We start from the raw sequence: 24,611 nt of genomic DNA, 5'->3' as shown, positions 1-24,611 counted from the left end.
CCGTGCACCCCAATGCGGCTTCTCGGCCTTGAGCTGCACGATCAGGGTCTCGATCTGGCTTGGCAGCTGATTGGCATAGCGGACCGGCCGCCGGGAGCGATCGCTCAGGGCCTCGAGACCGTGCTCTTTATAGCGATCGAAGATCTTGTAGCCGGTCTTCCGCGAGATGCCGAACTCGCGACAGACCTCGGACATGGCTTCTCCTTCCAGAAGCCGGGCGACAAAGCGAAGGCGTTCTTCCATGACCGAACTCGCTCTCCACGGCATCGCCACCTCCCGCAGAACAAAAGCAGAAAGTGTAACCCATGTGTCCGGTACGTTCTGTCACCTATGTCTCGGGTCGCTCACAGCTCATCCGATCGAAGAAACGCAAGCCTAGGTCCCGGCCATTGCATCCGGCGCATTGCGCGCGATGCCGGTGTCTTTACGATGCGCGCCGGCCCCTGTGTGGGCGATGGGGCAGGCAAGGACATGGCGAACGGAACGGGGTCGGCGGATCGGAGCGACTGGGTCCGGTTGCCCGGCCTCGTCATCCTTGCGGCGCTGATCACCGCCATCGTCGCTTCCAAATCGCTCGACGCGTCGCGGCTGCACAGCCGGCTGTCCGTTCCCCCGCTCTATGACGACGTCGCCTATTTCGGCGACGCGGTCAGATGGGTGAATGCCTTCGGAAGCCGCGGCGTCGCCGGCAGCGTCTGGGATTTGCTGCATCACCATGCGCCGTTTTCGACGCTGGTGGCGGCCACCGGTTTTTGGTCGTTTCCCGGAAGCTATGTCGGTCCTTATCTCGTTCATGCCGTGACCGTCTTCGGCTTCCTGCTCGGGATCATCTGGCTGGTTCGGCGACGGCCGGTCCTCGAGATCGCATCGTGTCTGGTCGCAGCGGTGTGCGTGCCGGTGCTGTGGCACACGATCACGGAAGCGCGTCCCGATCTGCCCTCGGGACTTGCCATTGGTCTTGCCGCCGGTGCCATCGTCTACCGCGGCGTGCTCCGGCGTAGCGCCCGGTCGCTGGCTGGCCTCGGCGTCGCCTGCGCACTCGCCGCCTGCATCAAGCCGACATCGTTCCCGGCGGCGCTTGCTCTGCTCGGCAGTGCGTTCGCGATCCGGCTGGTCGTCGATTGCATCCAGGCCGGCGGATTGCGCCTGTCGATCGGGACTGCGCTCGGCGCGCTCGCGTGGTTCGTGCTGCCGTTGATCGCGACCACGGCCGCGCTGATCGGACCCGCATTGGTCGAGACCGTCACCTACATTCTCAACGTGTTCGTCGGCCAGCGCGACCTCTGGACGACGGGCGAAGGTTTCTGGCCCGGGCTGCTACGTTTCTCCATCGGTGGAGAGGGACAGTTCGGCCTGCACTATTGGCTCGCCATCGGGTTGGCCTTGATGCTGCTGCGCCTCGTGCTCGCAGCGATCCAGGGCCGGGCAGCGGTGCTGGATGCCGTCGTTCTGCTCGCGACCGTGCTGATTGCCTACGCCATTCCGTCCGTTGCCGAGATCAAGACCTACTTTTTCGGCGCAATGTTCTACGGCGTGTTCATCGTCGCGATGGTCCTCAATGGCTGCGCCAGCATGGCGTCCATTGAATCGCTGCTTGCGCGCACGGTCCTTGCGACAGCCATCCGTCGGCATCTGCTGACGGCGGGCCGGGTGCTTGCGCTCGCAATCGCCTTCGCGCTGTTCGTCAAGCACGTCGTGATCGGTCAGCTCAGCGTGGCGACGCCGCTGAGCGCACAGCAGCAGGACAGCATCCGCGCATCGACCGAGCGGCTCTGGTCGCTTCTGCGCGACGTCAAGCCGCCGCCGTCGGGCCCGCTTTACGTCGGCTTTTCGAGTCCCTACCCGGTCACGCCCGCGACCATTCAGTTGTATGCGGCGCAGGCGCGGATGAATCTCGTCGTTCGTGGCGAGATGCTGCACCGAACGGCAGCGGCCACCGCAGACGCGCTACTGCAGTCGAACATCCTCGTCGTCTCGAGCTCGATCCAGCATACGCTGGTCGGACCGCGGGTCGGCGATGAGATCATCGCCCGCATGGACGCGGAAAAGGGCGTCTGCCTGCTCGACAGCATGAGCTTTCCGGATGTGACGCTGCGGATCTATCGGCGGGGGTGCTGATCGCAGCCGGCCGGTTCGAAATTGCTCCGCGATTGTGTGAGGCCAATCACTTAACCCAGGACACCTTCCCCGTAATGTCCCGGGTACGCCAACACGGGGAGATTTCACATGCGCAAGATCATTCTGGTTGCCGCCATGGTCCTAGCTTCTGCGTCGGCCCAGGCAGGCGACTCCCGCAGCCTGTCGCTGTCTGCGGCCGGCGCTCAGGCTCCCGCTCCACTGACCACGCCAACCTCGGCGACCACGTCCACGCCGCAGGCGAGCGAAGCTGCGCCGGCGACCGAGGTGCCGAAATATTCCGATCGTCCGCCGGCAGTGTCGCTCTCTGCGCCGGCCGCCACAGTCACGCCGGCGGCTCCGGCGGTGACCACGCCCACGACCACCCCGGCGCCGGTCGCGACAACCAAGCCCGCCACCAAGAAAACGGCAAGGGCGGACAAGCCGAAGTCCAAGCGCTGGACCGAGCGCCGCATCATCAGCGAGCTGCACCGCCACGGCATCTATTGGTAAGCCGCTCGCCAAAAGCAAATGGCCGGGACAAGCCCGGCCATGCGCAGTTTTGAATGTGGTCGAGCTTACTGCGAGACCGTCTGCACCACGCTTCCGATCGGACGCGTGTTGGTGCTCGCGGTCGGCACCTTCATGTCCTTCATGATCGCTTCGTCATATTCCGGCAGCGTCTGCAGCGTCGACTTGGCCTTCATCTGCACGACCTTGTAGCCGCCGGCCTTCAACCGCGCGAGCAGCGTCGGCAGTGCTATGCCGGTATTCTTCTGGAAATCGTGCATCAGGATGATGCCCTTGCCGAGCTTGTCCAGCCGCGTCATCACCGTCTCGATGATCTTTTCCGGCGTGGCACCCTTGCGGAAGTCGAAGGAGTCGACGTCGGTCGAGAACATCGCGACGTTGCGGGTGCCGAAATAGCCAACGATCGCCGGATTATGCTGGAGCTGCGGAAAGCGGAAGAACGGCGCCGGGTTGGCACCCAGCGCGAACCTCACCGCGCTGATGCCCTTTTCGACCTCGTCCTTGGCCATCTGCTCCGTCATCTTCTTGCCGTTCAGATTGACGTGCGACCAGGTATGCGTGCCGACCGTGTGGCCCTGGGCCAACACCTGGCGCAGGATTTCCGGATGATAGGTCGCGTGCTTGCCGACCGAGAAGAACAGGCCCTTGGTGCATTCGTCCGCCAGCGCCTTCAGCACCGCGGGCGTGTTCACGGGCCAGGGCCCGTCGTCGAAGGTCAGCACGACCTCCTTGTCGGTGAGGAAGTCGAATTGCTTGAAATGATCGAAGCCGAAGCCGGGGCCGCCGGTGGTGTCGATCTCGACCACGCGGGAGACGCCCAGCGCGTTCGGATTGGCGCAGGTCGATTTCTGCTGAACCGGCATGGCCGGGGCAGGCGCGGGTGCCTGAGCAACTGTCGTCGGCTTGGCCGCGATCGTCGCGGTGGTCTCGACGTCATCCCTGGCGGCGAGCTTCGCCGGTGCCGGCAATTGATCGGCGGCACGGGCGGCAATTGTCTTGGGAGCGGCCTGATCGGCGCGCGAGGAATAATAAAACCAACCGCCGGCGGCGATCACGACCGCCGCAACTACACTGGCCAACATCAGGCCCAACGCATTACGCATCGCTACTCTTTCCAATTACGCAACCAAACCGGCGGAATTTCCCGCGCGACGAGCCATTAATGCGAAGTAACAGTTAACGTGACACCAACACGACGGCGGTTGTGGAGGAATTTCAGGGAGGTGCGCCAAAGTGACCGACGTCACAGTCGGGGTGCGGCCCGTGACCATCATCACAGTGGAAACTGTTTTGCTGGAGCATCGTAGCTCCCATCAACAACGGGCACCGTTCCGACGGCGCCAATGGGAGCTTCAAATGACCAAGTCTATTAACACCAAGTCTCTTACCACCAAGTCGTTCTCTGCCAGTCTCCGCGACACCAGCCTGGCGCTCGGTTTTGCCGCCATCGTCTCGCTCGTCTCGACGAGTTCGAGCTTCGCCTTCACGGCCGAGGCGCAGCAGCAGTGCACCGGCGACGCCTTCCGCCTGTGCTCGTCGGAAATCCCCAACATCCCGAAGATCACGGCGTGCATGATGAAGCATCGCTCGGATCTGAGCGTCGGCTGCCGCGCGGTGATGGACAAGGATCTCGCCAAGGGCGCCTCGCGCAAGGTCGCTGACGCCCAGGACAAGCAGTAAGAGCACGCAACACTGTCATCGTTGCGTCGGTTAGCTCCCTTCGCGATACGCCCCGGCGTCAAGCCGGGGCAACGCGGCGGCGCCATGCAGCCTGCCAATAAAGCCGTTGCGGCCAGGGGATCGTCGCACTAGCTTCGCCCGCACATTTCTTCCGGGTAAGAGGCATTACGCGATGACCAGATTTCTTTTCATTCTTCCTTTGCTGCTCAGCGCATCGGTCGCATCCGCGCAGCAGCAGCCGGGCCACGATGCCTGTGCGCGCGATGTCACCCGCTTTTGCCGCGCCGTGATGAACAATGGCGATGGCGCCGTGCTCGCCTGCCTCAAGCAGAACCGCACCCGCCTGAGCAAAGGCTGCGACAAGGTGCTGACCGATCACGGGCAGTAGTGATTCCCGTAGCCCGGATGAGCGAAGCGACATCCGGGACTTCTGACCCCGCATATAGCTCCGCTCATGCGGGTTACGCACTCACAAAACCTACGTGCTGCTCCCCGCCGCAGTCGCGACCACCGGCAGCACCTCGGCACTCGCACGATCCGGCGTCTCCTCCTTCCAGCGCACCGAACCGAACGGACGCTCCAGCATGCGGCGGATCCGCACCGGCTCGGGACCGATATGGAAAGCGATCGCCTGCTGATGTAGCGCGCGCTCGGACTGGGTCGAGCGGTTGCGCTGGCGCAAATAGTCGAACCAGGTCGGGCAATGATAGCGCTCGGTCCACAATTCGGGGTCGGCGATGTCGCGGGCGATCGACCAGCCATAGGCGCCGTTGCGCTGGCGCGAGAGCTGCACGTCCTGCATCACGTTGTGGAACGCGCGCGCGTTCTCCTGCGCGACGCGATATTCGATCTCGACCACCAGAGGTCCGCTGCGTCCCGTCAGGGACAGCTTCACCTCGGGATCGGCCAGCACGTCGGCATCTTCGTTGCGGGCACCGACGCGCGGCATCGTCAGCCAGATCCCGAGCAGCGGCGAGATCAGCATCAGGCCAGCCGCAGTCAGCAATGCGACCTCGACGCCGGCATAGTCGGTGAGATGGCCCCAACCCCAGGCGCCGATCGCGATGCCGCCGGAGATCGAGGCCTGGAATGCCGCGAGCGAGCGGCCGGCGACCCAGCGTGGCGCCGAGAGCTGCACGCCGATATTGAACAGCGCGATCGCGGCCATCCAGACCGCGCCGGCCAGCACCAGCGCAGTCGCCGTCAGCACCGGCTCGGTGCTCAAGGCAAGCGCAGCCATCGCAAACGCCATCGAGATGGTGCAGGCGCGGATCGCGGCCTCGCCGCTCATGCGCTTGCGCAATTCATGGATGTTGAGCGCACCGATCACGGCGCCCATGCCGAAGGCGCCCAGCATGATGCCGTAAGTCTGCGCGCCGCCATGCAGCAGGTCGCGCGCGACCAGCGGCATCAGCGCCATGATGGCGCCGCCGATCAGGCCCATCACCAGCGTACGCAACAGCACGATCTTAATCGGCGGTGAATTGGTGATGTAGCGGAAGCCGGAGACCATGGCGCGGTTGAGCTTTTCCCGCGGCAGGCGCGAGGGCTCGGTGCTGCGCCGCCACAGCAGCAGCACCACCAGCAGCGGCAGATAGAGGATCGCGTTACAGGCGAAAGCGGCCACCGCGCCGAGCGCGGCGACGATGACGCCGCCGACCGCGGGACCGAAGCTGCGCGCGATATTGTAGCTGATGCCGTTCAACGCGACGGCCGAAGGCAGCGCATCCGGCGGCACCTGCTCGCTGACCGAAGACTGCCACGCCGGGCCGAACAGCGCGTTGCCGCTGCCTACGACGAAGCAGAAGGCGAGCAGCGTCTCCGGGGTGATGAGATTGAACCCTGCCAGCACCGTCAATACCGTCGCGCCGGTGAGTGCAACCATCAGCGAGACCAGGGTGACGATGCGGCGGTCATACATGTCGGCGATGGCGCCGGCCGGCATCGAGATCAGCATGATCGGCAGCATCAAGGCGGTCTGCACCAGCGCCACCTTGTCCGCCGAGGCCGCCATCTGCGTCATCGCCCAGGCCGCGCCGACGCCCTGGATCAGGAGGCCGAGATTGGAGAGCAGGCTGGCGAGCCAGATGCGCCGGAACACGGTGTACCGCAGAGGCGCGGTGATGCCGTCGGCGGCGATTTTCTGGCGGTTCGTCTGCTCGGTCATATCCCCTTCCAAACGGGCTGGCAGAATGGTCTTGGAGTGATCCTGGGCGATTCCGGCAAATTCAGTGATGCCCGCGAAAGTCCTTCGCTGTCCAGTGGTTAGACCGCTATAAGCGGTGCAAAGAGTTGGTTTGCCGGGAGGAACAAATGAAGCTGTCGCGACGGACGATCCTGCAGGGGGCCGGCAGCTTGCCTTTCGCAATTGCGAGCTTGCGGACGGGCGCATCGGCCCAATCCGCGCCCGTTGCGGCGCCGGGCACCGAGGTGCCGCCGATCCTGTTCGTCCACGGCAATGGCGACTACGACGCGCTCTGGATGACGACCTTGTGGCGGATGGAATCCAACGGCATCGCGCGCGATCGCATGATGGCGATCAATTTCACCGATCCCAATGCGCGCAGCGACGACAAGGTCGAGCAGGCGAACCGCTCCTCGACCGAGGACCAGCGCCGCGAGCTCGCCGCTGCCATCGCTGAGCTGAAGCGCCGCACCGGCGCGGCGCGCGTGGCGCTGGTCGGCAGCTCGCGCGGCGGCTATGCGATCCGCAACGTGATCAAGAATGGCGGTGCCGGCGATGTCAGCCACGCCGTTTTGTGCGGCACGCCCAATCACGGCGTGTTCGCGACCGACGACCAGCCCAACAACGAGTTCAACGGCCGCGGCGTATTCCTGCGCGGCCTGAACGAGGGCGAGAGCGAGGTGACGCCGGGTGTCGCCTTCCTCACCTTGCGCAGCGATGGCATGGACAAATACGCCCAGGCCGACGGCCGCTTCATCGGCAAGCCGGGCACGCCGACCGGTGTCACCAATGAAGGGCCGGAGCTGAAGGGCGCCACCAACCTCGTGCTCGGCGCACTCGATCATCGCGAAGTGGCGTTCCATCCGCGCGCTTTCCGCGAGATCTACAAATTCATCGCGGGACGCGAGCCCGCGCGCATTGCGATCGTGCCGGAGCCGGCTGTCAGGCTGAGCGGCCTCGTCACCGGGACGCCCGGCGGCGTGTCGACCAACCGTCCGGTGGCGGGCGCAACCGTCGATATCTTCCGCGTCGATCCTGAAACCGGAGAGCGCAAGGGCGGTGCGCTGCACAGCGCGAAAACCGGTGCCGACGGCCGCTGGGGACCGGCGCAGGTCGATCCCGCCTGGTCGCTCGAATTCGTGCTGGCATCGCCCGACACGCCGACGACGCATATCTACCGCTCGCCCTTCCCGCGCTCATCCGACGTCGTGCATTTGCGCGCCGCGCGCCCGCTCGGGCCGGCCGACAAGGACGCAGGCGCTGTCGTGATCATGTCGCGGCCGAGGGGCTATTTCGGCCTGCCGCGGGACGTGGTGCTCTTCGACGGCAAGGAGCCGGCCGACGTCAAGCCGGGCGTGCCCACGGATGCGGCAGCAACCCTGCGGCTTCCCGCCAGCGAGGTTGGGCGTAACATCGTGGCCGAGTTCGGCGAAGAACGAATTGTGGCGCGCGCCTGGCCCGCCCAGGAGAACAGGATTGCGGTCGCCGAGCTGACTTATTAGCTATTTTGCCTGCGTCACATCTCTCGGGAGAGAGCCATGAATATCGCCAGCGTGCGTAGGCCCATCATCCCCCCGGCTCCCCCGCGTGCGCCCGACGACATGTCGTTCTTCGGCCGGCTTGCCGTGATCCGGCGCAACATGATCGCGACATGGGGGCAGCCCGCTTATGAGGAAGAGGTCATCAAGGGCCGCTTCTTCCTTCGCAACAGCTTCATCCTGAATCAGCCGGATGCGATCCGGCACGTCCTGCTCAACAATTACGAGAATTATACGCGCACGCCGGCGGGCATCCGCATGCTGCGCCCGGTGCTCGGCGACGGGCTTCTGATCGCGGAAGGTCATTCCTGGACGTTCCAGCGCCGCACGCTCGCGCCGGCCTTCACGCCGCGCGCCACCGCCAACCTCGTGCCGCACATGACGGCGGTGCTGGATGAGACCATCGCGAAGCTCGATACGCAGACGGGCGCGCCGGTCGATCTGCGCGAAATCATGCAGCGCATGACGCTGGAGATCGCCGGGCGCACGATGTTCTCGTTCGGCATGGACCGGCATGGCGCGACCCTGCGCAATTTCATTATGGAGTATGCGTCCCGGCTGGGACGGCCCTACTTCCTCGACATGCTGCTGCCGGTGTCGTGGCCGAGCCCGATGGATTTTGCCCGCGCCCGTTTCCGCAAGCGCTGGACCGAGTTCGTCGCGATGTTGATCGCCGAGCGGCGCGCCGCCGGCAAGAAGGAGGGCGCGCCGCCGCGTGACCTGTTCGATCTCATGGACGCGGCGCGCGATCCGGAAACCGGCAAGGGCTTTTCCGACGAGCAGCTCGTCGACGAGGTCGCGACCATGATCCTGGCGGGTCACGAGACCACCGCAACGGCGTTGTTCTGGGCGCTCTATCTGCTCGCACTCGATCCGGAGACGCAGGAGGAGGTGGCGTCCGAGACAAGCGGCGAGCATCTCGACAGCATGGCCGACATCGATCGCCAGAAATTCACCCGCGCGGTGATCGACGAGACCATGCGGCTCTATCCTCCCGCCTTCCTGGTCGCGCGCGCCGCACGCGAAAAGGACAATGCGGCCGGAATCGAGATCAGCAAGGGCGACATCATCATGATCGCGCCCTGGCTTTTGCACCGGCACGAGAAACTGTGGGATCAGCCGAACGCGTTCATTCCAAAGCGCTTCATGTCGACGGAGGCGCCCGATCGCTTCGCCTATCTGCCGTTCGGCGCAGGTCCGCGCGTCTGCATTGGCGCACCGTTTGCACAAGCCGAATCCGTGCTGGCGCTGGCCCGGCTGATCGGCGCGTTCCGCGTCGAGCTCGCCGATCAGGCCAATCCCGTGATCCCGCTCGGCGTCGTCACGACCCAGCCGGACCACTCACCCATGTTCCGTATCAACCGTCGGTGACAGGCGATTGCCTGGCCGATGGCGTGATTCAACCAGCAGAGTCCCGCGATGAGCGACATCCAGGCCCAGTTCTCCGTTCTCAAGCAGACCGCCGACACGAAGGTGGTCGATGCGATTGCGCGTCTGATCGAGGACGGCGACGATCACGAGCTCAACCGCGTCAATGTCCTCGACTTCGCCACGCAGCATGCCGTTGACGAAGAGCACGCGATCTCGGCATTCCTGCACGCAGCACGGCTCGGGCTGTTCGATCTCGGCTGGAACGTGCTGTGTCCAGGCTGCGGTGGCGTGCTCGGCGCGCACACGACGTTGAAGGCGCTCAAGCCCGACGACTATCACTGCGCGCTCTGTGCTTGCGGCTACAAGGCCTCCGTCGACGACCAGGTCGAGGTCTCCTTCACCGTGAATCCGCGCGTCCGGCGCATCGCGGCGCACGACCCCGACACGCTGCCGGTGTGGGAGTATTTCAAGCAGGTGTTCTGGAGCTCCGGCGTCGACTTCAACAAGGAATCGTTTGCGACGCTGGCGAACGAGGTGACGCTGGATACGATGGAGCTGCCGGCCGGCGAGAAGGCGACCATGTCGCTGCAGCTGCCGAGTGACTTCGTCATCATCTTCGAGCCGGTCACGCACGCCGCCCATTTCATCGACGTCCAGGGCGAACCGACCAAGGACCGTCAGCAGCTCGCCATCATGTACAACAAGGTACAGGCTCCGACGGGGACCACGACCATGCGGCCGGGTCCGCTGCGGCTGTCGCTCGAGAACCAGGCCGGCGTGCGCGTGCTGCCGTCGGTGTTCATCGCGGCCGAGGCACTCCATCATCTCATCGGTAAGCGCAAGCCGTTCCTCACTGCCAAGCGGATGCTGTCGAACCAGACCTTTCGCGATGTCTTCAAGGCGGACAATCTCAGTCTGGACCAGCGGCTCCAGATCACGTCGCTGACCTTCCTGTTCACCGATCTGAAGGGCTCGACGGCGCTTTACGAGCGCGTCGGCGACCTTGCCGCCTTCGATCTCGTGCGCGCGCATTTCCATGCGCTGCTCGAGATCATCTCCTCCGAGAAGGGCGCCGTTGTGAAGACGATCGGCGATGCCGTGATGGCGACCTTCGTCCGCCCCGAGCATGCCATCGTCGCGGGCCTGCGGATGCGTGCGGCGATGGACCAGCTCAACAAGCGGCGCGGTACTGATGATCTCATCGTCAAGATCGGCATCCATGAAGGTCCCTGCCTCGCGGTGATGCTCAACGAGCGGCAGGATTATTTTGGCCAAACGGTCAACATCGCCGCCCGCGTGCAGAGCCTGTCGACCGCGCAGGAGATCCACATCACCGGCCCGGTGCTCGATGCGCCCGCGGTTGCGGAGGTGCTGGAGCAGCGCGCGATCAAGCCGATCCAGAAACAGGCAGCGCTGCGCGGCATCGCCGACAAGATGGTGGTGTACGAGATTCCGTGAGAGATCATTCGTCATTCCGGGTTCGATGCTGGCGCATCGCCCCGGAATGACGGTATCCATATTGCCGAAACGTAATGCAGCGCGCGGAACTGACGCACGTTGCGCCGGTTGAGTTTCCTGCTCATATAATGCTGGTAACGGCCGCGCCTCGCGGCTGTATCGATTTTCGGTAGGATCTCATGCTCGACGGCTTGCGCCAATTCATCGCCGACATTGTCGCCCCCAATGACCAGAACCGCGCGTTCGGTGACAGCGATTATCGGTTGGCGGCCACCGCGCTGCTGGTCCACGTAATCTCGCTCGACGGCCAGCCGAGCGCGGCCGAGCAGCGCAAGCTGCACAGCCTGATCGAAAGCCATTTTAAGCTCGATCGCGGCACGGCGGATCGTCTGATCGCGGACGCCACCCAGGTCGAGGGCGAGGCGGTGGACCTCTATCACTTCACCAGCGTCATCATGCGCTCGCTCGACGAAGAGGGCCGCAAGCGCATCGTCCGGATGATGTGGGAGCTGGTCTATGCCGACGGTCAGGTCTCCGAATTCGAAGACAACGTCGTCTGGCGCGCCTCCGACCTGCTCGGGATTTCCCAGCGCGACCGGATCGACCTGAAGCATGCGGTGGCCGAGCGCGCCGGTGGTCAGGTGACGGACAGCGCCGTCGGCGGCTGATCCGCGCAAACCGGTGGATGGCCGGTTGTGCGGATCACATGACGAAACTTTAATGTAGCTGCCGGCCGTCCGGCTTCGGATTCGTCCGTAAAAACCCGGCTTTCCTGCGCCTCCTGTCGCCCGCTCAGGCGGCCATGCGGCCGACGCCGCTTGCCTGTCGCGCACGGCTTATGCTCTCGTTCCGTCATTGCGGGGCCAAAAACTTCAATTCAAGAGACTTCGATCGTGGCTGAGCGGGTAACGTTGATCACCGGTGCTTCGGCGGGCATAGGTGCGGAGCTGGCGCGCGTGTTCGCCGCCAATGGACATCGCCTCGCTTTGACAGCGCGGCGCGTGGATCGATTGGAGGCGCTCGCCGACGAGCTCATCGCCAAGGGCGGCAAGAAGCCGATCGTGATCGCCTGCGATCTCGAGGACCTCGACGCCGGCGAGACGATTGCGGCGGCGCTGGCTGCCGAAGGCGTCGAGCTCGATCACCTCGTCAACAATGCCGGCTTCGGCGTGTTCGGCGATGCCATCGAGCGCGATCGCGACGAGCAGATCGGGATTGTCGACGTCAACGTGCGGGCTCTGACCGATTTGTCGCTGCGCTTCGCCGATCAGCTCATCAGGAACAAGGGCGGTCTACTCAACGTCGGCTCGGTCGCGGGCTTCCTGCCCGGCCCCGGCATGGCCGTCTATTACGCATCCAAGGCCTACGTGATTTCCTTCACCGAAGCGCTGCGGGCCGAGCTCGCGCCGCGCGGCGTTCGGGTTACCGTGCTTTGCCCGGGTCCCGTGCCCACCGAATTCCAGGCGCGCGCCGGCGTCGGCTCCGGACATGATACGGCCCTGCTCAATGTCTCGGCCGCCGATGTCGCGCAGGAGGCCTATCGTGGCCTGATGGCCAACAAACGAGCAGTGCTGCCCGGTCTGGGCATCAAGATTGTGCCATTTGCGCTGCGCTTCTTCCCGCGGGGCTTCATCCTGGCCGCCACCAGCCGGTTCCAACGGCAGAGGCATTAAATCTCGAAGCTCCCGTATTGGCCCGGGGCTTGCTTCGGTTTCGTTGTGTGCGCGAACTCACACGAAATTAACGATCGCTTAGTTATGCTGGCGGTCTGAACCGATAGCATTCGCAGAGGCCATGTCGTTCCGGACGGACAGGTTTGGTGGCGCAGAGGTGGTGCCCTTCCCGAGAAGGACGCCAAGTGCCGTCGCCTCCGAAAGCCAACTGCCGGTTCTGATCATCCTGCACCAGGAATCCTCGACGCCGGGCCGGGTCGGCAATGCGCTGCGTGCGCTTGGCCATCGCCTCGACATCCGCCGTCCCCGCTTCGGCGATCCCCTGCCCGAGACGCTCGATCAGCATGCCGGCGCCGTGGTCTTCGGCGGTCCGATGAGCGCCAATGATTCCGACGCTTATATTCGCCGCGAGATCGACTGGATCGAAATTCCGCTCCGTGAGCAGCGGCCGTTCCTCGGCATCTGCCTCGGTGCCCAGATGCTGGCGATGCAGCTCGGCGCCCGCGTCGCGCCGCATGCCGATGCGCTGACCCAGATCGGCTATTACCCGATCCGCCCGACCGCTGCGGGCCACGCGCTCTGCCCGGCCTGGCCAGCCCAGGTCTATCACTGGCATCGCGAGGGATTCGAGCTGCCTGTCGGCGCAGAGCTGATTGCAGAAGGCGACGATTTTCCGGTGCAGGCGTTCCGCACCGGCAATGCCTTCGGCGTGCAGTTTCATCCTGACGTGACCTACGCGATGATGCATCGCTGGACCACGCGCGGCTATGACGGCTTCAGCGCGCCCGGTGCGCGGCAGCGACATCATCATTTCGCCGATCGTGCCGTATACGATGTCGCGGAGCGCGCCTGGCTCGACCATTTCATCGACGGCTGGCTGGCGCGCCGGCCGGTTCTGGCGCAAGCCGCCGAGTGATCCGCGCGTTCGCGCGAAGTCCTTGGTGCAGGTCCTTCACAGGTCCTTGGCGCGAGTCTCTGTCTCTTCCCTGGATATGCTAGGCTCGTTGCCAACGAGCGCGCTAACGCGCCGGCAGACAAAGGGAGAGCGTCATGGCCTACGAGCACATTCTCTATGAGGTGAGCGACAAGATCGCGACCATCACGCTCAACCGTCCCGATCGCATGAATGCGTGGACGCCGACCATGGAGCGCGACGTGCGCCATGCGATGGAGGCGTCAAGCGCCGATGACGATGTCCGCGTCATCATCCTCACTGGCGCCGGCCGCGCCTTCTGTGCCGGCGCCGACATGGATGCGCTGAAGGGGCTCGACCCCGATGACGTCCGGCGCGCGTCGAACCTGCCGCCGTTCGACATGAACCGGCGTCCGGACTGGCAGACGCGCTACGGTTTCTATCCGTCGATCAAGAAGCCTGTGATCGCCATGCTCAATGGCGCCACGGCCGGCATTGGGCTGGTGCACGCGCTCTATTGCGACCTGCGCTTTGCCGCCGACAACACCGTGTTCACGACGGCCTTCGCGCGGCGCGGCCTGATTGCCGAGCACGGCATCAGCTGGATGCTGCCGCGCATCGTCGGTCACGCCAACGCGATGGATCTGCTGCTCTCGGCGAGGCGCGTTTCAAGTGAGGAGGCGCTGCGGATCGGCCTCGTGAACCGGCTCTGCCCGCCTGACAAGCTTCGCGAGGAGACCTATGCCTATGCGCGCGATCTCGCCGATTTCGTCTCGCCGAGTGCGATGGCCGTGATCAAGCGCCAGCTCTACGAGGTGCCGTTCCAGACGCTCGCGGAGGCAACGATCGAAGCCAATCGGGAGATGATGGTGGCGCTCGCCGGCAGCGATTTCCGGGAAGGCGTGGCGAGCTTCATGGAAAAGCGGCCGCCGAGGTTTACGGGGAGGTAGGGGGATTCGGAGAGAGCCCGGCTTCGCCCTTCAGGCTACGCCGCGGCAGCCTTCGCCACGAAAGGGCTTGCCGAGCCGAAGCTGGCGAAGCCAGCGAAGGCTGGTGGAGCCAGGCGGGATCGAACCGCCGACCTCGTCATTGCGAACGACGCGCTCTCCCAGCTGAGCTATGGCCCCTTTGCTGGCCGCTCTGGTAAATGCGGCCGACAACCGGGCGCCATTTAAGTCCCCGCCAAGGTCAAGTCAAGGACGGGTGCAAGGCGGTTTTAGCCATTCGGGGCGCCGACTTCCCTTGTTTGGGCGGGGGGGAACCGATATCTAGCAAAAGGCGTCAATCCCGACCGCAGCCAACGTTTTCAAAGCCAGAGGCTTCAAAAGCCATGCGTGCCGTTCTCGACATCGTCATCATCGTGCTCGACCTCTACGTCTGGCTGCTGATCGCCTCCGCGATCCTGTCCTGGCTGATCGCCTTCAACGTCGTGAACACGCGCAACCAGTTCGTGTCGGCGGTGGCAGAGTTCCTTTACCGGATCACCGAGCCGGTGCTGGCACCGATTCGCAACTTCCTGCCCAGTCTCGGCGGTCTCGACATCTCGCCGATCATCCTGATCCTGCTCATCATGTTCATCGAGCGGGTGATCCTGTACTACATCTACCCGAACGTGATCTGAGCGGGCTGGAGCCCTTGGTTGCGAACGAAGCTTTTAAGGAACCCTGGCGTTACTCGGCCGCAGGCATCAGCATCGTGCTGCGGGTGACGCCGCGCGGCGGTCGCGACGGCATCGACGGGATCGAGCAACTGGCCGACGGCCGCAGCGTGCTCAAGGTGCGGGTGCGCGCCATCGCCGATGGCGGCGAGGCCAACAAGGCCGTTTTGGTCCTGCTGGCGAAATCGCTGGGCGTCCCCAAGGCCGGCGTAAAGCTCCTATCCGGAGCCACCTCGCGGCTGAAGCAGATCGCAGTCGACGGCGATCCCGCACGGCTCGGCGAAGCCCTGCGCCAGCTCGTCTCGGCCCAATCGAAAGACTGAGGGAACTGACATGACCGCCAAGATTATCGATGGAAAAGTCATCGCCGCGGAACTTCGGGCCCGCGTCACTGAGGAGGTCGCCCGCGTCAAGCGTGAGCACAATCTGGTGCCGGGGCTGGCGGTCGTGCTGGTCGGCAGCGACCCCGCCAGCGAGGTTTATGTCCGCTCCAAGCACACCCAGACCCAGGCCGCCGGCATGGCCTCGTTCGAGCACAAGCTGCCGGCCGACGTCTCGCAGGCAGATCTCCTGGCGCTGGTCGCAAAGCTCAACCGCGATCCGGCCGTGCACGGCATTCTGGTGCAGCTGCCGCTGCCGAAGGGGCTGAACACCGAGGCCGTCGTCAACGCCATCGACCCCGCCAAGGACGTCGACGGGCTGCATCCGAACAATGCCGGCCGGCTCGCCGGCGGTTTCGAGGCGCTGTCGCCCTGCACGCCGCTCGGCTGCATCATCCTGACCAAGAGCGTGCATGCCTCGCTGGAAGGCATGAACGCCATCGTCATCGGCCGCTCCAATCTCGTTGGCCGGCCGCTGGTGCAATTGCTGCTGAACGAGAACGCCACGGTGACGATCGCGCATTCGCGCTCGCGCGACCTGCCCGGGCTCGTGAAGCAGGCCGACCTCGTCTATGCCGCGGTCGGAAGACCTGAGATGGTGCGCGGCGACTGGCTCAAGCCGGGTGCGACCGTGATCGACGTTGGCATCAACCGGATCCCCAAAGTAGACGGCAAGACGCGCCTCGTCGGCGACGTCGCCTATCAGGAAGCGCTTGGGGTTGCCGGCGCGATCACGCCGGTGCCGGGCGGTGTCGGTCAGATGACCGTGGCGTGCCTGCTGGTCAACACGCTGCGCGCGGCCTGTGCGATCGCCGAGCTACCGAAGCCGGCGGTGTAGGTCAGGTTCTCGTGCCCCGGACGCAGCGCAGCGCTTCTTCAGCGGTGCGCTGCTGAGCCGGGGCCCAGTGGCGACATGGGTCCCGGCTCAGCGTCGCGTCATTTCATGCCGCGCCGCGTCCGGGACACGGATGCTTCAGCCCTTCTTCTTCTTCTCGCGATCCATGCCCTCGAGGATTAGCTTGTGCGCGTCCTCCGGGCCGCCCCAGCGAAGGATCTTCACCCATTTGCCCTTCTCGAGATCCTTGTAGTGCTCGAAGAAATGCTGGATCTGCTGCAGCGTGATGTCAGGCAGGTCAGAGTACGACTTCACCTTGTCGTAGCGCTGCGTCAGCTTCGACGACGGCACCGCCAGAATCTTCTCGTCGCCGCCGGCTTCGTCTTCCATGAACAGCACGCCGACCGGGCGGACGCTCATGACGGCGCCAGGAATGATGGCGCGGGTGTTGATGATCAGGACGTCGCAGGGGTCGCCGTCATCCGACAAGGTGTGCGGGATGAAGCCGTAGTTACCGGGGTAACGCATCGGCGTGTAGAGGAAGCGGTCGACCACCAGCGTGCCGGCCTCCTTGTCCATCTCGTATTTGATCGGTTCGCCGCCCACGGGGACTTCGATGAGGACGTTGACTTCGTGAGGTACGTTCTTCCCGATCGAGATCGCATCGATACGCATTCAAGGCTCCGTTATTGCCGAGGATAAATCGCGCCCGGCAGCGATTTGGCGCTGTCATACGCGGGCTTGGCCCGCTGATCCATCGCGTTTTTGTGAAATAATGAATCCGGAAGTCACCGGCTCAAAGGCAACGGTATCGACGGAAGGGAAACGCTGCCGCCTAGGCTTTCAGCAGCTCAATTGGTCCAAGCGAAGGCAACCTTGTCGAGCGACTTCGGCCCGAACCGCTCCGACGAGCGGGCCACCATACGGCCCCCCAGCGCCCGGTAGAACTCCGTCGCCGGGTCGTTGTCCGAGAGCGCCCACACCACCATGCTCTTCAGCCCGCTCTGCATCAGGTCGCGGCGGGCGGAGGCGAACAGGCGGCGGCCGAAGCCGAGGCCCTGGAATTCGGGGCGCAGGTACAGCTCGTAGATCTCGCCGTCGAAATGCAGGCTGCGGGCGCGGTTGCGGCCGTAATTAGCGTAGCCCGCGATCTTGTCGCCGAACACCAGCACGCTGACGCGGCTGCCCTTGCGGATCGCGCTGTCCCACCATTGCGGGCCGCGGCGGTTGATGAGCTTTTCCAGCTCGGCGCCGGGAATGATGCCCTGATAGGCGGAGCGCCAGGCTTCGTCATGAGTAGACGCCACCGCAGTTGCATCTGCAGCTTTGGCCGGCCGGACCTCGATCAGGGTTGTGCTCATGGGCGCAATCAAACCAAGTCGCCGCGCCGGCGGCAAGACCTATCGTTAATTATCGGTTAACGTGTGGACTTTGTGCATCAGTATCTGAACCATGTTGTACCGAAAAAAGACAGGACGCCGACTCGAATGGCACCGGCGTGCCGTGTGTCGGTGCAAAACTCCCTCTGCGGCAACGAATGAAGGGCGAGGGACACGCAGAAAGTCCGCCCATAGTGATTCGTTCCTACTAGTGTGACTGTCGCTGTTCGTGCTCGCCCTCGGCCATTCATGCGGCTTCTCAACATCTTCGCGCTCCTGACTCTGCGGGCCCTGCTGTCCGCGCCGCCTCTGTGCGCTCAGGTCACGTTTGGCCCAGCGGGCGAGGAGGGCGAACCGTTTCGCCGACAAGCGTGGCGGGTGCCGTCGCCGGATACCGACATTGCTGCGCGTGCCCTGCTGCTTCGCCCCGCCGGTGCAGGTCCGTTCCGGCTGGCGGTCGTCGCACACGCCTCGACGCAGAATGGCTTGCGTCGAGCGCAAATGCCGCAGCCGGAATATCGTCCGCTCGCCGCCTATCTCGTCGCGCGCGGTTTTGCCGTTCTGGTGCCGGAGCGGCTCGGCCATGGTGCGACCGGCGGCCGCTATGTCGAGGACCAGGGCGGATGTGACGAGGCGGACTATGCGCGTTCGGGCCGTGCAACGGCCGAGGAGATCCGGCTCGCGCTGGAGTTCTTGCGAAAGCAGGATTTCATCCGCAAGGAGGCTGCCATTGTGATCGGCCATTCCGCCGGCGGCTGGGGTGCGCTGGCGCTCGCCAATGCCGATCCGAAGGTGATCGCTGGGATCACAGTGTTTGCGCCGGGGCGCGGCGGCCATGCCAATGATGAGCCGAACCGGATCTGCGCGCCGCACACGCTGCTTGCCACTGCTGCAGAGTTCGGCAAGGGCGCGCGCATCCCTGTCACATGGCTCGTTGCGACCAATGACAGCTATTTTTCGCCGGCGTTTTCAAAGGGCCTGGCCGACGCATTTCGCGGCAGCGGCGGCAAGGTCGACTTCCACACCTTGCCGGCCGCCGGCAGCGAGGGGCACTGGATGATCGAGAGTGAGGCCGGCGTCAAAGCCGCGAGCCGGGAGCTCGTGGGTGCGCTGAACCAGAGCAGGCCAACCGCGATCAAGAAGCCATGACGCTGTATTTCCTGGTCAAATTTCTCCATGTGCTAGGCGCCATCGTCATCCTCGGCACCGGAACTGGCATCGCCTTCTTCATGCTGATGGCGCATCGCACCGACGATGCGGAGTTCATCGCGCGCACCGCTTCGGTCGTCGTCATTGCGGACGCAATCTTCACACTGTCGGCCGTGCTCCTCCAGCCGATCACGGGCGGCTTGCTGATGATGCTCTCCGCGACGTCGATCACCGAGCGCTGGCTGCTCGCCTCGCTCGTGTTGTATGTCGTCGCCGGCCTGTTCTGGATCCCTGTCGTGTTCATGCAGATCGAGATGCGCGATCTCGCGCGCAAGGCCGCAGAGCAGCACAAGGCGTTGCCACAACGATACTTCGTCCTGTTTCGCCGCTGGTTCGCGTTCGGCTTCCCTGGTTTCGGCGCGACGATGCTGATCCTCTGGCTGATGGTTGCAAAGCCGTTTTGAGAGCAGTGATGAACCAGCGAACCATCTTGGTGCTCGGCGCCTCCGGCCTGATCGGCCGCTTCGTTACTGACGATCTTCGCGCGCGTGGCTTTCGCGCGCTTGGCGTGGCGCGCAGCCTGTCACCGGCGCAGAAGACGAGCGCGCTCGACATCGAGCTGCCGATCCTCTCGCTCGACGTGACGGTGCTGACGCGGCTGCTGCGCGAGCATGCGGTGGATGTCGTCGTAAACTGTCTCGGCGTGCTCCAGGACGGCCCCGGCAGCGACACAGGTGCCGTGCATCGCGATTTCGTTGCGCGCCTGCTTACGGCGATCACCGACAGCGGCCGCGCGATCCGGCTGGTGCACATCTCGATCCCCGGAGCGGCCGAAGCTGATCGCACCGCCTTCGCAACGACCAAGCGCGAGGCCGAGCGCCTGATCGCGGCCTCAGGCATTGCGCACGCCATCCTGCGGCCGGGCTTCGTGGTCGCACCATCCGCCTATGGCGGCAGCGCCATGCTCCGCGCGCTCGCTGCCTTCCCACTCAACCTGCCGGACAAGGCGATGGCGACGTCGTTCCAGCCTGTTGCCATCGAGGATATTTCGGCCACCATCGCCTGGCTTGCCGCGCGCGACATCGACGATGCCTCTGTAAAAGCGGTGAGCTGGGATCTGATGCAGGCTGAGCCGGTCACCATGGCCGGCGTCATCGGGCAGTTCCGCCTTGCGTTCGGCACGGCCGGGTGGCCGCACGTCGCGATGCCGTCCTTCATGCTCGATCTCGGCGCCAAGATCGGCGATCTCGCCAATTATCTTGGCTGGATGCCGCCGATGCGCTCCACGGCCATCGCCGAGCTGCGCCGCGGCGTGAGCGGTGATCCCTCGGCATGGATCGCCGCCACGGACATCACGCCGAAGACGCTGGTCGAGACGATTGGTCGTCATCCCGCGACCGTTCAGGACAAATGGTTCGCGCGGCTATTCCTGGTCAAGGCGCTGATCTTCGCCAGCCTCGTCGTGTTCTGGCTGATCTCCGGCTTCATCGCGCTGTTCGTGTCCTACCGGGCCGCCGCCAGCATCCTGACGGCGCACGACTTCCCGGCCGCGCTGGTCGATCCCATCACCATCGGCACCAGCCTGATGGACATGAGCATCGGCGTGCTGATTGCCTTCCGCCGCACCGCGGCGGCCGGGCTCGTTGCTGGCATCGTCGCCTCGCTCGGCTATATGTTCGGCGCGGCGGTCCTGACGCCCGATCTCTGGATCGAGCCGCTCGGCGCGCTGGTGAAGACGGGGCCGGCGATCGTGCTGATGTTGGTGGCGCTCTTGACGCTGGATAACCGCTGATGAGCAAATGGCCCGACGACGATGTGATCCTGTTCGACGGTGTCTGCGTCTTCTGCTCGCGCTGGGTCCGCTTCGTCGCGCAGCGCGACACGGCGAAGCGGTTTCGCTTCACGCCGATCCAGTCGGACTATGGAGCCCGGCTCGCGCGGACATTCGGCATCGATCCCGACGATCCCGACACCAATGCCGTTTTTCATGGCGGCGAGGCGTTTCTGAAGTCCGACGCTGCACTGACGGTATTGTCTCTGCTTCCCCGCTGGGGGTGGGTGCGCATGTTGTTCGCCGTGCCGAAGCCGCTGCGAGACCCCGTGTACAACCTCATCGCGCGCAACCGCTATCGCATCTTCGGCAAGTATGACGCGTGCTTCGTGCCTGATGCAGATCTGCGGGCCCGGGTGATCGAGTAATTCGTCATTGCGAGGAGCCCTTGCGACGAAGCAATCCAGGCTCTTTCCGCAGAGGCAGTCTGGATTGCTTCCGCCTTCGCCAAGGCTTCGGCGGACAAGTCGCTACGCTAGCAATGACGGAGTTTGCGGTTATGGCTTACCCAGGGCCGCCAGCACTTCCTTTGCCGCCCGTTCCCCGCTGTCCCGCGCCCCATGCGCGGTCGTGAAGAAGGTCGGCGACGTCGCTTCCCCTGCAAAGAACAGCCGACCATCTACCGGCGTGGCCAGCACGGTGCGATCCCCGGCGTGGCCGGGCAGCGCATGCGAATAGGAGCCTCGCGCGAACGGATCATGTGCCCAGCGCGACTCGTACAGCGGCTTCAGCTTGCGGCGGATGTCGTTGCCGAGGAAGCCCGCGATCTCGTCGATGCTGTGGGCGGCGATGGCGCCGTCGCCGGAATCTTCCAGCGCGCGTGCAAAGCTGCCGCCGAAGAAGCCTTCGATGCAGGGCTGGCCGAACGGGCGGATGTGGTAGGTGCCCATCGCGGTGCGCATGGTGGCGCCGCGCAAGTTTGCTTCCTTGGGAAACGCTTCGGCGTCCTCGAGCGCGAGCGTCACCTTGTCGTCGACGCCGAGCGGCAGGCCGGCTGCTGCGTCGACCTTGGACGGTAACGGCGGCGAAAAGCGGATCGTCTCATCGGCAATCAGATTGGTCGGCACGGTGACGATCACCTTGTCCGCGGTCAGCGTGCCCTGCGAGGTTTCGAGGCGGATGCGTCGGCCGGCATGATCGATCAGCGCGACGTTGCAGTTCAACGCCACCGGGCAGGGCGCGCCGTAGGCCGTCACAAGCGCGCCATAGCCGCGGCGGACGCGCCAGTTGAGACCAGAGTCCTCATAGGCGTCCCAGTCCAGCGTTGACATGTCCTTGAGTTCGCAGCCGTTGATATAGGTCGATATCGCATCGATCATGGGATTCCAGCGATTGCCCGCCTCGAGGCTCCGGCTCGCGGGCTCGTCCTTGCCCTTCTGCGCGGCTTCCCAGAGACGCTCATAGAACGCGTCCATCGCGCGCATGAAATCGTCGCGCTCGCCTTGCGGAAACGCGTTGCCATAGGCGCGCTCGCGCCAGGGCGGCAGGTCCTTGTTGAGCTCGAAACCGAGCCGCTGCGCGATCGAAGCGAAGGAGTTCTTGTCCGCCGAGTGCAGCCAGCCGCAGCCGACGTCGAAGGTCACGTCAGGTGAAGCCTGTACGGTCCAGGCGCGGCCGCCGAGCCTGTTACGTGCCTCCAGCACGATCGCGGCGAGACCGGAGCCCGCCAGCGCATGTGCAGCGCCGAGGCCGGCTGCACCGGCGCCGACGATCGCGACGTCCACGGAGGAGGGGAGGGAGGTCATGGGCGGGCTCTAGCACGTTCGCTGGGTGTGCTGAAGCCGGACGGGTAAACGCTTTTGTAGGGTGGGCAAAGGCGCTCTTGCGCGGTGCCCACCATCGTCCATTGGTGGGCACGCTTGCGCTTTGCCCACCCTACGGCACCACGGAGAACGGTGGCCTTACGCCACCGCTTCCTTGGACTTTTCGGCGCGCTTGCGCTCGTTCGGATCGAGATGCTTCTTGCGCAGGCGGATCGACTTCGGCGTGACCTCGACGAGCTCGTCGTCCTCAATATAGGCGAGCGCCTTTTCCAGGGTCATGCGGATCGGCGGGGTCAGGCGCACGGCTTCGTCCTTCGAGGTCGTGCGGATGTTGGTGAGCTGCTTGCCCTTGAGCACGTTGATCTCGAGATCGTTGTCGCGGGTGTGCTCGCCGACGATCATGCCCTTGTAAACCTTCCAGCCGGGCTCGATCATCATCGGGCCGCGGTCTTCCAGCTTGAACATGGCGTAGGCCACCGCGTCGCCCTGGTCGTTAGAGATCAGGACGCCGTTGCGGCGGCCCTGGATCTCGCCCTTGTAGGGAGCGTAGCCGTGGAACAGGCGGTTCATGATCGCGGTGCCGCGGGTGTCGGTGAGCAGCTCGCCCTGGTAGCCGATCAGGCCACGGGTCGGCGCGTAGAACACCAGGCGCTGACGGTTGCCGCCCGAGGGCTTCATCTCGATCAGCTCGGACTTGCGCTCGCTCATCTTCTGCACGACGACGCCGGAATGCTCCTCGTCGACGTCGATCACGACTTCCTCGATCGGCTCCAGGGTGGCGCCGGTGGCTTCGTCCTTCTGGAACACGACGCGCGGGCGCGACACCGAGAGCTCAAAACCCTCGCGGCGCATGGTCTCGATCAGGATCGCGAGCTGCAATTCGCCGCGGCCCGAGACTTCCATCGCGTCCTTGTCGGAGGCTTCGACGACGCGCAGCGCGACGTTGCCTTCGGCTTCGCGCAACAGACGGTCGCGGATCATGCGGCTCGTCACCTTGTCGCCTTCAGTGCCGGCGAGCGGGGAGTTGTTGACGATGAACGACATCGACACGGTCGGCGGATCGATCGGCTGCGCCGGCAGCGGCACTTCGACGGTCGGATCGCAGAAGGTGTCGGCGACGGTGCCCTTGGTCAGGCCGGCAATGGCGACGATGTCGCCGGCTTCGGCTTCATCGAGCGGCGTGCGCTCGAGACCGCGGAACGCGAGGATCTTGGTGATGCGCCCGGATTCGACCAGCTTGCCCTCGGCGTTGAGCACCTTGACCTGCTGGTTCGGCTTGAGGACGCCGGAGGAGATGCGGCCGGTGATGATGCGGCCGAGATAGGGGTTGGCCTCGAGAATGGTGCCGATCATCCTGAACGGACCTTCCTCGACCTTCGGCGGCGCGACGTGGCGCAGGATCAGGTCGAACAACGGCTCCATGCCCTTGTCCTTCGGACCCTCCGGGCTGTCGGCCATCCAGCCCTGCTTGGCCGACCCGTACAGGATCGGGAAGTCGAGCTGCTCTTCGCTGGCGTCGAGCGCGGCGAACAGGTCGAACACCTCGTTGATGACTTCGGTCGGGCGCGCGTCGGGACGGTCGACCTTGTTGATGACGACGATCGGCTTGAGGCCGACCTTGAGCGCCTTGGAGACCACGAACTTGGTCTGCGGCAGCGGGCCTTCCGCGGCGTCCACCAGCACCAGGGCGCCGTCCACCATGTTCAGGATGCGCTCGACCTCACCGCCGAAATCGGCGTGGCCGGGGGTGTCGACGATGTTGATGCGGGTGTCTTTCCACTGCACCGAGGCCGCCTTGGCCAGGATGGTGATGCCGCGCTCGCGCTCCAGATCGTTGGAGTCCATGGCGCGATCGGTCACCTTCTGGTTCTCGCGGAACGTGCCGGACTGCTGGAGGAGTTTGTCGACCAGGGTCGTCTTGCCGTGGTCGACGTGAGCGATGATGGCGACGTTACGGAGGTTCATGAGTGAGCTTCTTTGGTTCGAACAATGGGTTAAGCGCGATCTCGCCGGTCGGACCGGGACCTCTTCTCGAAACAACGCTGGAAGACTGGAAACGGGGCGCTTTCCGCCCAAAAAGGAAGCCCGGCCATATCGACCGGGCAGCCTACGCGTTGCGCCGCAATATATGCAAAAACCGCCAAAAAACAATG

Annotated in this window: 25 protein-coding genes and 1 tRNA gene; 18 read left to right on the top strand and 8 right to left on the bottom strand. The window is 64.7% G+C overall.

Annotated features, from left to right (window positions below):
- On the bottom strand, positions 1 to 267 hold a 267-nt coding region (locus tag GA0061098_RS30420), incomplete at its 3' end, for a helix-turn-helix domain-containing protein (RefSeq protein WP_129590846.1).
- 204 nt (positions 268 to 471) lie between these two features.
- Here GA0061098_RS30420 and GA0061098_RS30415 point away from each other — a divergent pair.
- Together GA0061098_RS30415 and GA0061098_RS30410 are read left to right on the top strand one after the other, a co-directional pair.
- Positions 472 to 2,118 carry a hypothetical protein gene (locus GA0061098_RS30415; RefSeq protein ID WP_091965138.1) on the top strand — a complete coding sequence of 549 codons (1,647 nt, stop codon included), beginning with the start codon at positions 472 to 474 and terminating at the stop codon, positions 2,116 to 2,118.
- 108 nt (positions 2,119 to 2,226) lie between these two features.
- Complete coding sequence (locus GA0061098_RS30410; protein WP_091965116.1) at positions 2,227 to 2,628, top strand: hypothetical protein; 402 nt, start codon at positions 2,227 to 2,229, stop codon at positions 2,626 to 2,628.
- Positions 2,629 to 2,693: 65 nt separating this feature from the next.
- On the opposite strand, the gene GA0061098_RS30405 is transcribed toward GA0061098_RS30410, so the two are convergent.
- Positions 2,694 to 3,749: a polysaccharide deacetylase family protein gene (locus GA0061098_RS30405; protein ID WP_091965114.1), complete on the bottom strand. Its 1,056-nt coding sequence runs from the start codon at positions 3,747 to 3,749 to the stop codon at positions 2,694 to 2,696.
- Between the two features lie 253 nt (positions 3,750 to 4,002).
- On the opposite strand from GA0061098_RS30405, the gene GA0061098_RS30400 reads away from it, so the two are divergent.
- Entirely contained in the window at positions 4,003 to 4,326 is a 324-nt protein-coding gene (locus tag GA0061098_RS30400; RefSeq protein ID WP_091965112.1) for a hypothetical protein, read from the top strand.
- Between the two features lie 172 nt (positions 4,327 to 4,498).
- The gene (locus tag GA0061098_RS30395; RefSeq protein ID WP_091965110.1) at positions 4,499 to 4,714 is read left to right on the top strand and encodes a cysteine rich repeat-containing protein; all 216 of its coding nucleotides are present in this window, start codon (positions 4,499 to 4,501) and stop codon (positions 4,712 to 4,714) included.
- A gap of 90 nt (positions 4,715 to 4,804) precedes the next feature.
- Here the strand turns inward: GA0061098_RS30395 and GA0061098_RS30390 are convergent, their stop codons facing one another.
- Positions 4,805 to 6,493, bottom strand: coding sequence for an MFS transporter (locus GA0061098_RS30390; RefSeq protein WP_091965108.1), 1,689 nt, complete (start codon positions 6,491 to 6,493; stop codon positions 4,805 to 4,807).
- Positions 6,494 to 6,639: 146 nt separating this feature from the next.
- Here GA0061098_RS30390 and GA0061098_RS30385 point away from each other — a divergent pair, with 146 nt between their 5' ends.
- The 7 genes from GA0061098_RS30385 (at position 6,640) to GA0061098_RS30355 (ending at position 14,414) form a co-directional block, all read left to right on the top strand.
- Positions 6,640 to 8,013, top strand: a complete 1,374-nt coding sequence (locus GA0061098_RS30385) for a hydrolase (RefSeq protein WP_091965106.1) — start codon at positions 6,640 to 6,642, stop codon at positions 8,011 to 8,013.
- A gap of 36 nt (positions 8,014 to 8,049) precedes the next feature.
- The gene (locus GA0061098_RS30380; RefSeq protein WP_091965105.1) at positions 8,050 to 9,420 is read left to right on the top strand and encodes a cytochrome P450; all 1,371 of its coding nucleotides are present in this window, start codon (positions 8,050 to 8,052) and stop codon (positions 9,418 to 9,420) included.
- A gap of 48 nt (positions 9,421 to 9,468) precedes the next feature.
- Positions 9,469 to 10,878: an adenylate/guanylate cyclase domain-containing protein gene (locus GA0061098_RS30375; RefSeq protein WP_091965103.1), complete on the top strand. Its 1,410-nt coding sequence runs from the start codon at positions 9,469 to 9,471 to the stop codon at positions 10,876 to 10,878.
- Positions 10,879 to 11,057: 179 nt separating this feature from the next.
- Positions 11,058 to 11,546, top strand: coding sequence for a tellurite resistance TerB family protein (locus tag GA0061098_RS30370; RefSeq protein ID WP_091965101.1), 489 nt, complete (start codon positions 11,058 to 11,060; stop codon positions 11,544 to 11,546).
- 225 nt (positions 11,547 to 11,771) lie between these two features.
- Positions 11,772 to 12,551 carry an SDR family NAD(P)-dependent oxidoreductase gene (locus tag GA0061098_RS30365; protein ID WP_091965099.1) on the top strand — a complete coding sequence of 260 codons (780 nt, stop codon included), beginning with the start codon at positions 11,772 to 11,774 and terminating at the stop codon, positions 12,549 to 12,551.
- A 121-nt stretch (positions 12,552 to 12,672) separates the two neighbouring features.
- A complete protein-coding gene (locus GA0061098_RS30360) occupies positions 12,673 to 13,467 on the top strand; it encodes a glutamine amidotransferase (protein WP_091965097.1) in 795 nt (264 codons plus the stop codon).
- A gap of 134 nt (positions 13,468 to 13,601) precedes the next feature.
- Positions 13,602 to 14,414 (top strand): enoyl-CoA hydratase, encoded by an 813-nt coding sequence (locus GA0061098_RS30355; protein ID WP_091965095.1) that lies wholly within the window; start codon positions 13,602 to 13,604, stop codon positions 14,412 to 14,414.
- 101 nt (positions 14,415 to 14,515) lie between these two features.
- On the opposite strand, the gene GA0061098_RS30350 is transcribed toward GA0061098_RS30355, so the two are convergent.
- Positions 14,516 to 14,591: transfer RNA gene (locus GA0061098_RS30350), tRNA-Ala, on the bottom strand.
- A gap of 203 nt (positions 14,592 to 14,794) precedes the next feature.
- Here GA0061098_RS30350 and GA0061098_RS30345 point away from each other — a divergent pair.
- Genes GA0061098_RS30345 through folD form a run of 3 tightly spaced genes read left to right on the top strand, consistent with a single transcriptional unit; the run spans position 14,795 to position 16,339 of the window.
- On the top strand, positions 14,795 to 15,085 hold the full coding sequence (locus GA0061098_RS30345) for a YggT family protein (RefSeq protein WP_007598721.1): 291 nt from the start codon (positions 14,795 to 14,797) through the stop codon (positions 15,083 to 15,085).
- Positions 15,086 to 15,099: 14 nt separating this feature from the next.
- Entirely contained in the window at positions 15,100 to 15,444 is a 345-nt protein-coding gene (locus GA0061098_RS30340) for a DUF167 domain-containing protein (protein WP_091965093.1), read from the top strand.
- Positions 15,445 to 15,454: 10 nt separating this feature from the next.
- On the top strand, positions 15,455 to 16,339 hold the full coding sequence (folD, locus tag GA0061098_RS30335) for a bifunctional methylenetetrahydrofolate dehydrogenase/methenyltetrahydrofolate cyclohydrolase FolD (protein WP_091965091.1): 885 nt from the start codon (positions 15,455 to 15,457) through the stop codon (positions 16,337 to 16,339).
- A 135-nt stretch (positions 16,340 to 16,474) separates the two neighbouring features.
- Here the strand turns inward: folD and ppa are convergent, their stop codons facing one another.
- Together ppa and GA0061098_RS30325 are read right to left on the bottom strand one after the other, a co-directional pair.
- Positions 16,475 to 17,011 carry an inorganic diphosphatase gene (gene ppa / locus GA0061098_RS30330; RefSeq protein ID WP_018318963.1) on the bottom strand — a complete coding sequence of 179 codons (537 nt, stop codon included), beginning with the start codon at positions 17,009 to 17,011 and terminating at the stop codon, positions 16,475 to 16,477.
- Between the two features lie 176 nt (positions 17,012 to 17,187).
- Positions 17,188 to 17,697, bottom strand: coding sequence for a GNAT family N-acetyltransferase (locus GA0061098_RS30325; protein WP_018318962.1), 510 nt, complete (start codon positions 17,695 to 17,697; stop codon positions 17,188 to 17,190).
- A gap of 267 nt (positions 17,698 to 17,964) precedes the next feature.
- Between GA0061098_RS30325 and GA0061098_RS30320 the strand changes: the two genes are divergently transcribed.
- Genes GA0061098_RS30320 through GA0061098_RS30305 form a run of 4 tightly spaced genes read left to right on the top strand, consistent with a single transcriptional unit; the run spans position 17,965 to position 21,063 of the window.
- Complete coding sequence (locus tag GA0061098_RS30320) at positions 17,965 to 18,864, top strand: dienelactone hydrolase family protein (protein WP_091965089.1); 900 nt, start codon at positions 17,965 to 17,967, stop codon at positions 18,862 to 18,864.
- Positions 18,861 to 19,328, top strand: coding sequence for a DUF2269 family protein (locus GA0061098_RS30315; protein ID WP_091965087.1), 468 nt, complete (start codon positions 18,861 to 18,863; stop codon positions 19,326 to 19,328). The genes GA0061098_RS30320 and GA0061098_RS30315 overlap by 4 nt, the downstream gene beginning before the upstream one ends.
- Positions 19,329 to 19,336: 8 nt before the next feature.
- Positions 19,337 to 20,656 carry an SDR family oxidoreductase gene (locus tag GA0061098_RS30310; protein WP_165637695.1) on the top strand — a complete coding sequence of 440 codons (1,320 nt, stop codon included), beginning with the start codon at positions 19,337 to 19,339 and terminating at the stop codon, positions 20,654 to 20,656.
- A complete protein-coding gene (locus tag GA0061098_RS30305; RefSeq protein ID WP_091965084.1) occupies positions 20,656 to 21,063 on the top strand; it encodes a thiol-disulfide oxidoreductase DCC family protein in 408 nt (135 codons plus the stop codon). The genes GA0061098_RS30310 and GA0061098_RS30305 overlap by 1 nt, the downstream gene beginning before the upstream one ends.
- 129 nt (positions 21,064 to 21,192) lie before the next feature.
- Here the strand turns inward: GA0061098_RS30305 and GA0061098_RS30300 are convergent, their stop codons facing one another.
- Positions 21,193 to 22,440, bottom strand: coding sequence for a flavin monoamine oxidase family protein (locus GA0061098_RS30300; protein WP_091965082.1), 1,248 nt, complete (start codon positions 22,438 to 22,440; stop codon positions 21,193 to 21,195).
- A 156-nt stretch (positions 22,441 to 22,596) separates the two neighbouring features.
- Positions 22,597 to 24,423, bottom strand: a complete 1,827-nt coding sequence (gene typA, locus GA0061098_RS30295) for a translational GTPase TypA (protein WP_091965080.1) — start codon at positions 24,421 to 24,423, stop codon at positions 22,597 to 22,599.
- Positions 24,424 to 24,611 lie beyond the last annotated feature (188 nt).

It is taken from the genome of Bradyrhizobium shewense (genome assembly GCF_900094605.1).
GTDB lineage: Bacteria > Pseudomonadota > Alphaproteobacteria > Rhizobiales > Xanthobacteraceae > Bradyrhizobium > Bradyrhizobium shewense.
Note: the sequence above shows the minus strand (reverse complement) of the source record. Positions and strands in the feature narration are given on the sequence as shown.

Bases quoted from the DNA above. Each gene is read 5' to 3' on its own strand.
- GA0061098_RS30415 (WP_091965138.1), top strand. From the start codon at position 472: ATGGCGAACGGAACGGGGTCGGCGGATCGGAGCGACTGGGTCCGGTTG.
- GA0061098_RS30410 (WP_091965116.1), top strand. From the start codon at position 2,227: ATGCGCAAGATCATTCTGGTTGCCGCCATGGTCCTAGCTTCTGCGTCG.
- GA0061098_RS30405 (WP_091965114.1), bottom strand. From the start codon at position 3,749: ATGCGTAATGCGTTGGGCCTGATGTTGGCCAGTGTAGTTGCGGCGGTC.
- GA0061098_RS30400 (WP_091965112.1), top strand. From the start codon at position 4,003: ATGACCAAGTCTATTAACACCAAGTCTCTTACCACCAAGTCGTTCTCT.
- GA0061098_RS30395 (WP_091965110.1), top strand. From the start codon at position 4,499: ATGACCAGATTTCTTTTCATTCTTCCTTTGCTGCTCAGCGCATCGGTC.
- GA0061098_RS30390 (WP_091965108.1), bottom strand. From the start codon at position 6,493: ATGACCGAGCAGACGAACCGCCAGAAAATCGCCGCCGACGGCATCACC.
- GA0061098_RS30385 (WP_091965106.1), top strand. From the start codon at position 6,640: ATGAAGCTGTCGCGACGGACGATCCTGCAGGGGGCCGGCAGCTTGCCT.
- GA0061098_RS30380 (WP_091965105.1), top strand. From the start codon at position 8,050: ATGAATATCGCCAGCGTGCGTAGGCCCATCATCCCCCCGGCTCCCCCG.
- GA0061098_RS30375 (WP_091965103.1), top strand. From the start codon at position 9,469: ATGAGCGACATCCAGGCCCAGTTCTCCGTTCTCAAGCAGACCGCCGAC.
- GA0061098_RS30370 (WP_091965101.1), top strand. From the start codon at position 11,058: ATGCTCGACGGCTTGCGCCAATTCATCGCCGACATTGTCGCCCCCAAT.
- GA0061098_RS30360 (WP_091965097.1), top strand. From the start codon at position 12,673: ATGTCGTTCCGGACGGACAGGTTTGGTGGCGCAGAGGTGGTGCCCTTC.
- GA0061098_RS30355 (WP_091965095.1), top strand. From the start codon at position 13,602: ATGGCCTACGAGCACATTCTCTATGAGGTGAGCGACAAGATCGCGACC.
- GA0061098_RS30345 (WP_007598721.1), top strand. From the start codon at position 14,795: ATGCGTGCCGTTCTCGACATCGTCATCATCGTGCTCGACCTCTACGTC.
- folD (WP_091965091.1), top strand. From the start codon at position 15,455: ATGACCGCCAAGATTATCGATGGAAAAGTCATCGCCGCGGAACTTCGG.
- ppa (WP_018318963.1), bottom strand. From the start codon at position 17,011: ATGCGTATCGATGCGATCTCGATCGGGAAGAACGTACCTCACGAAGTC.
- GA0061098_RS30325 (WP_018318962.1), bottom strand. From the start codon at position 17,697: ATGAGCACAACCCTGATCGAGGTCCGGCCGGCCAAAGCTGCAGATGCA.
- GA0061098_RS30320 (WP_091965089.1), top strand. From the start codon at position 17,965: ATGCGGCTTCTCAACATCTTCGCGCTCCTGACTCTGCGGGCCCTGCTG.
- GA0061098_RS30315 (WP_091965087.1), top strand. From the start codon at position 18,861: ATGACGCTGTATTTCCTGGTCAAATTTCTCCATGTGCTAGGCGCCATC.
- GA0061098_RS30310 (WP_165637695.1), top strand. From the start codon at position 19,337: ATGAACCAGCGAACCATCTTGGTGCTCGGCGCCTCCGGCCTGATCGGC.
- GA0061098_RS30305 (WP_091965084.1), top strand. From the start codon at position 20,656: ATGAGCAAATGGCCCGACGACGATGTGATCCTGTTCGACGGTGTCTGC.
- GA0061098_RS30300 (WP_091965082.1), bottom strand. From the start codon at position 22,440: ATGACCTCCCTCCCCTCCTCCGTGGACGTCGCGATCGTCGGCGCCGGT.
- typA (WP_091965080.1), bottom strand. From the start codon at position 24,423: ATGAACCTCCGTAACGTCGCCATCATCGCTCACGTCGACCACGGCAAG.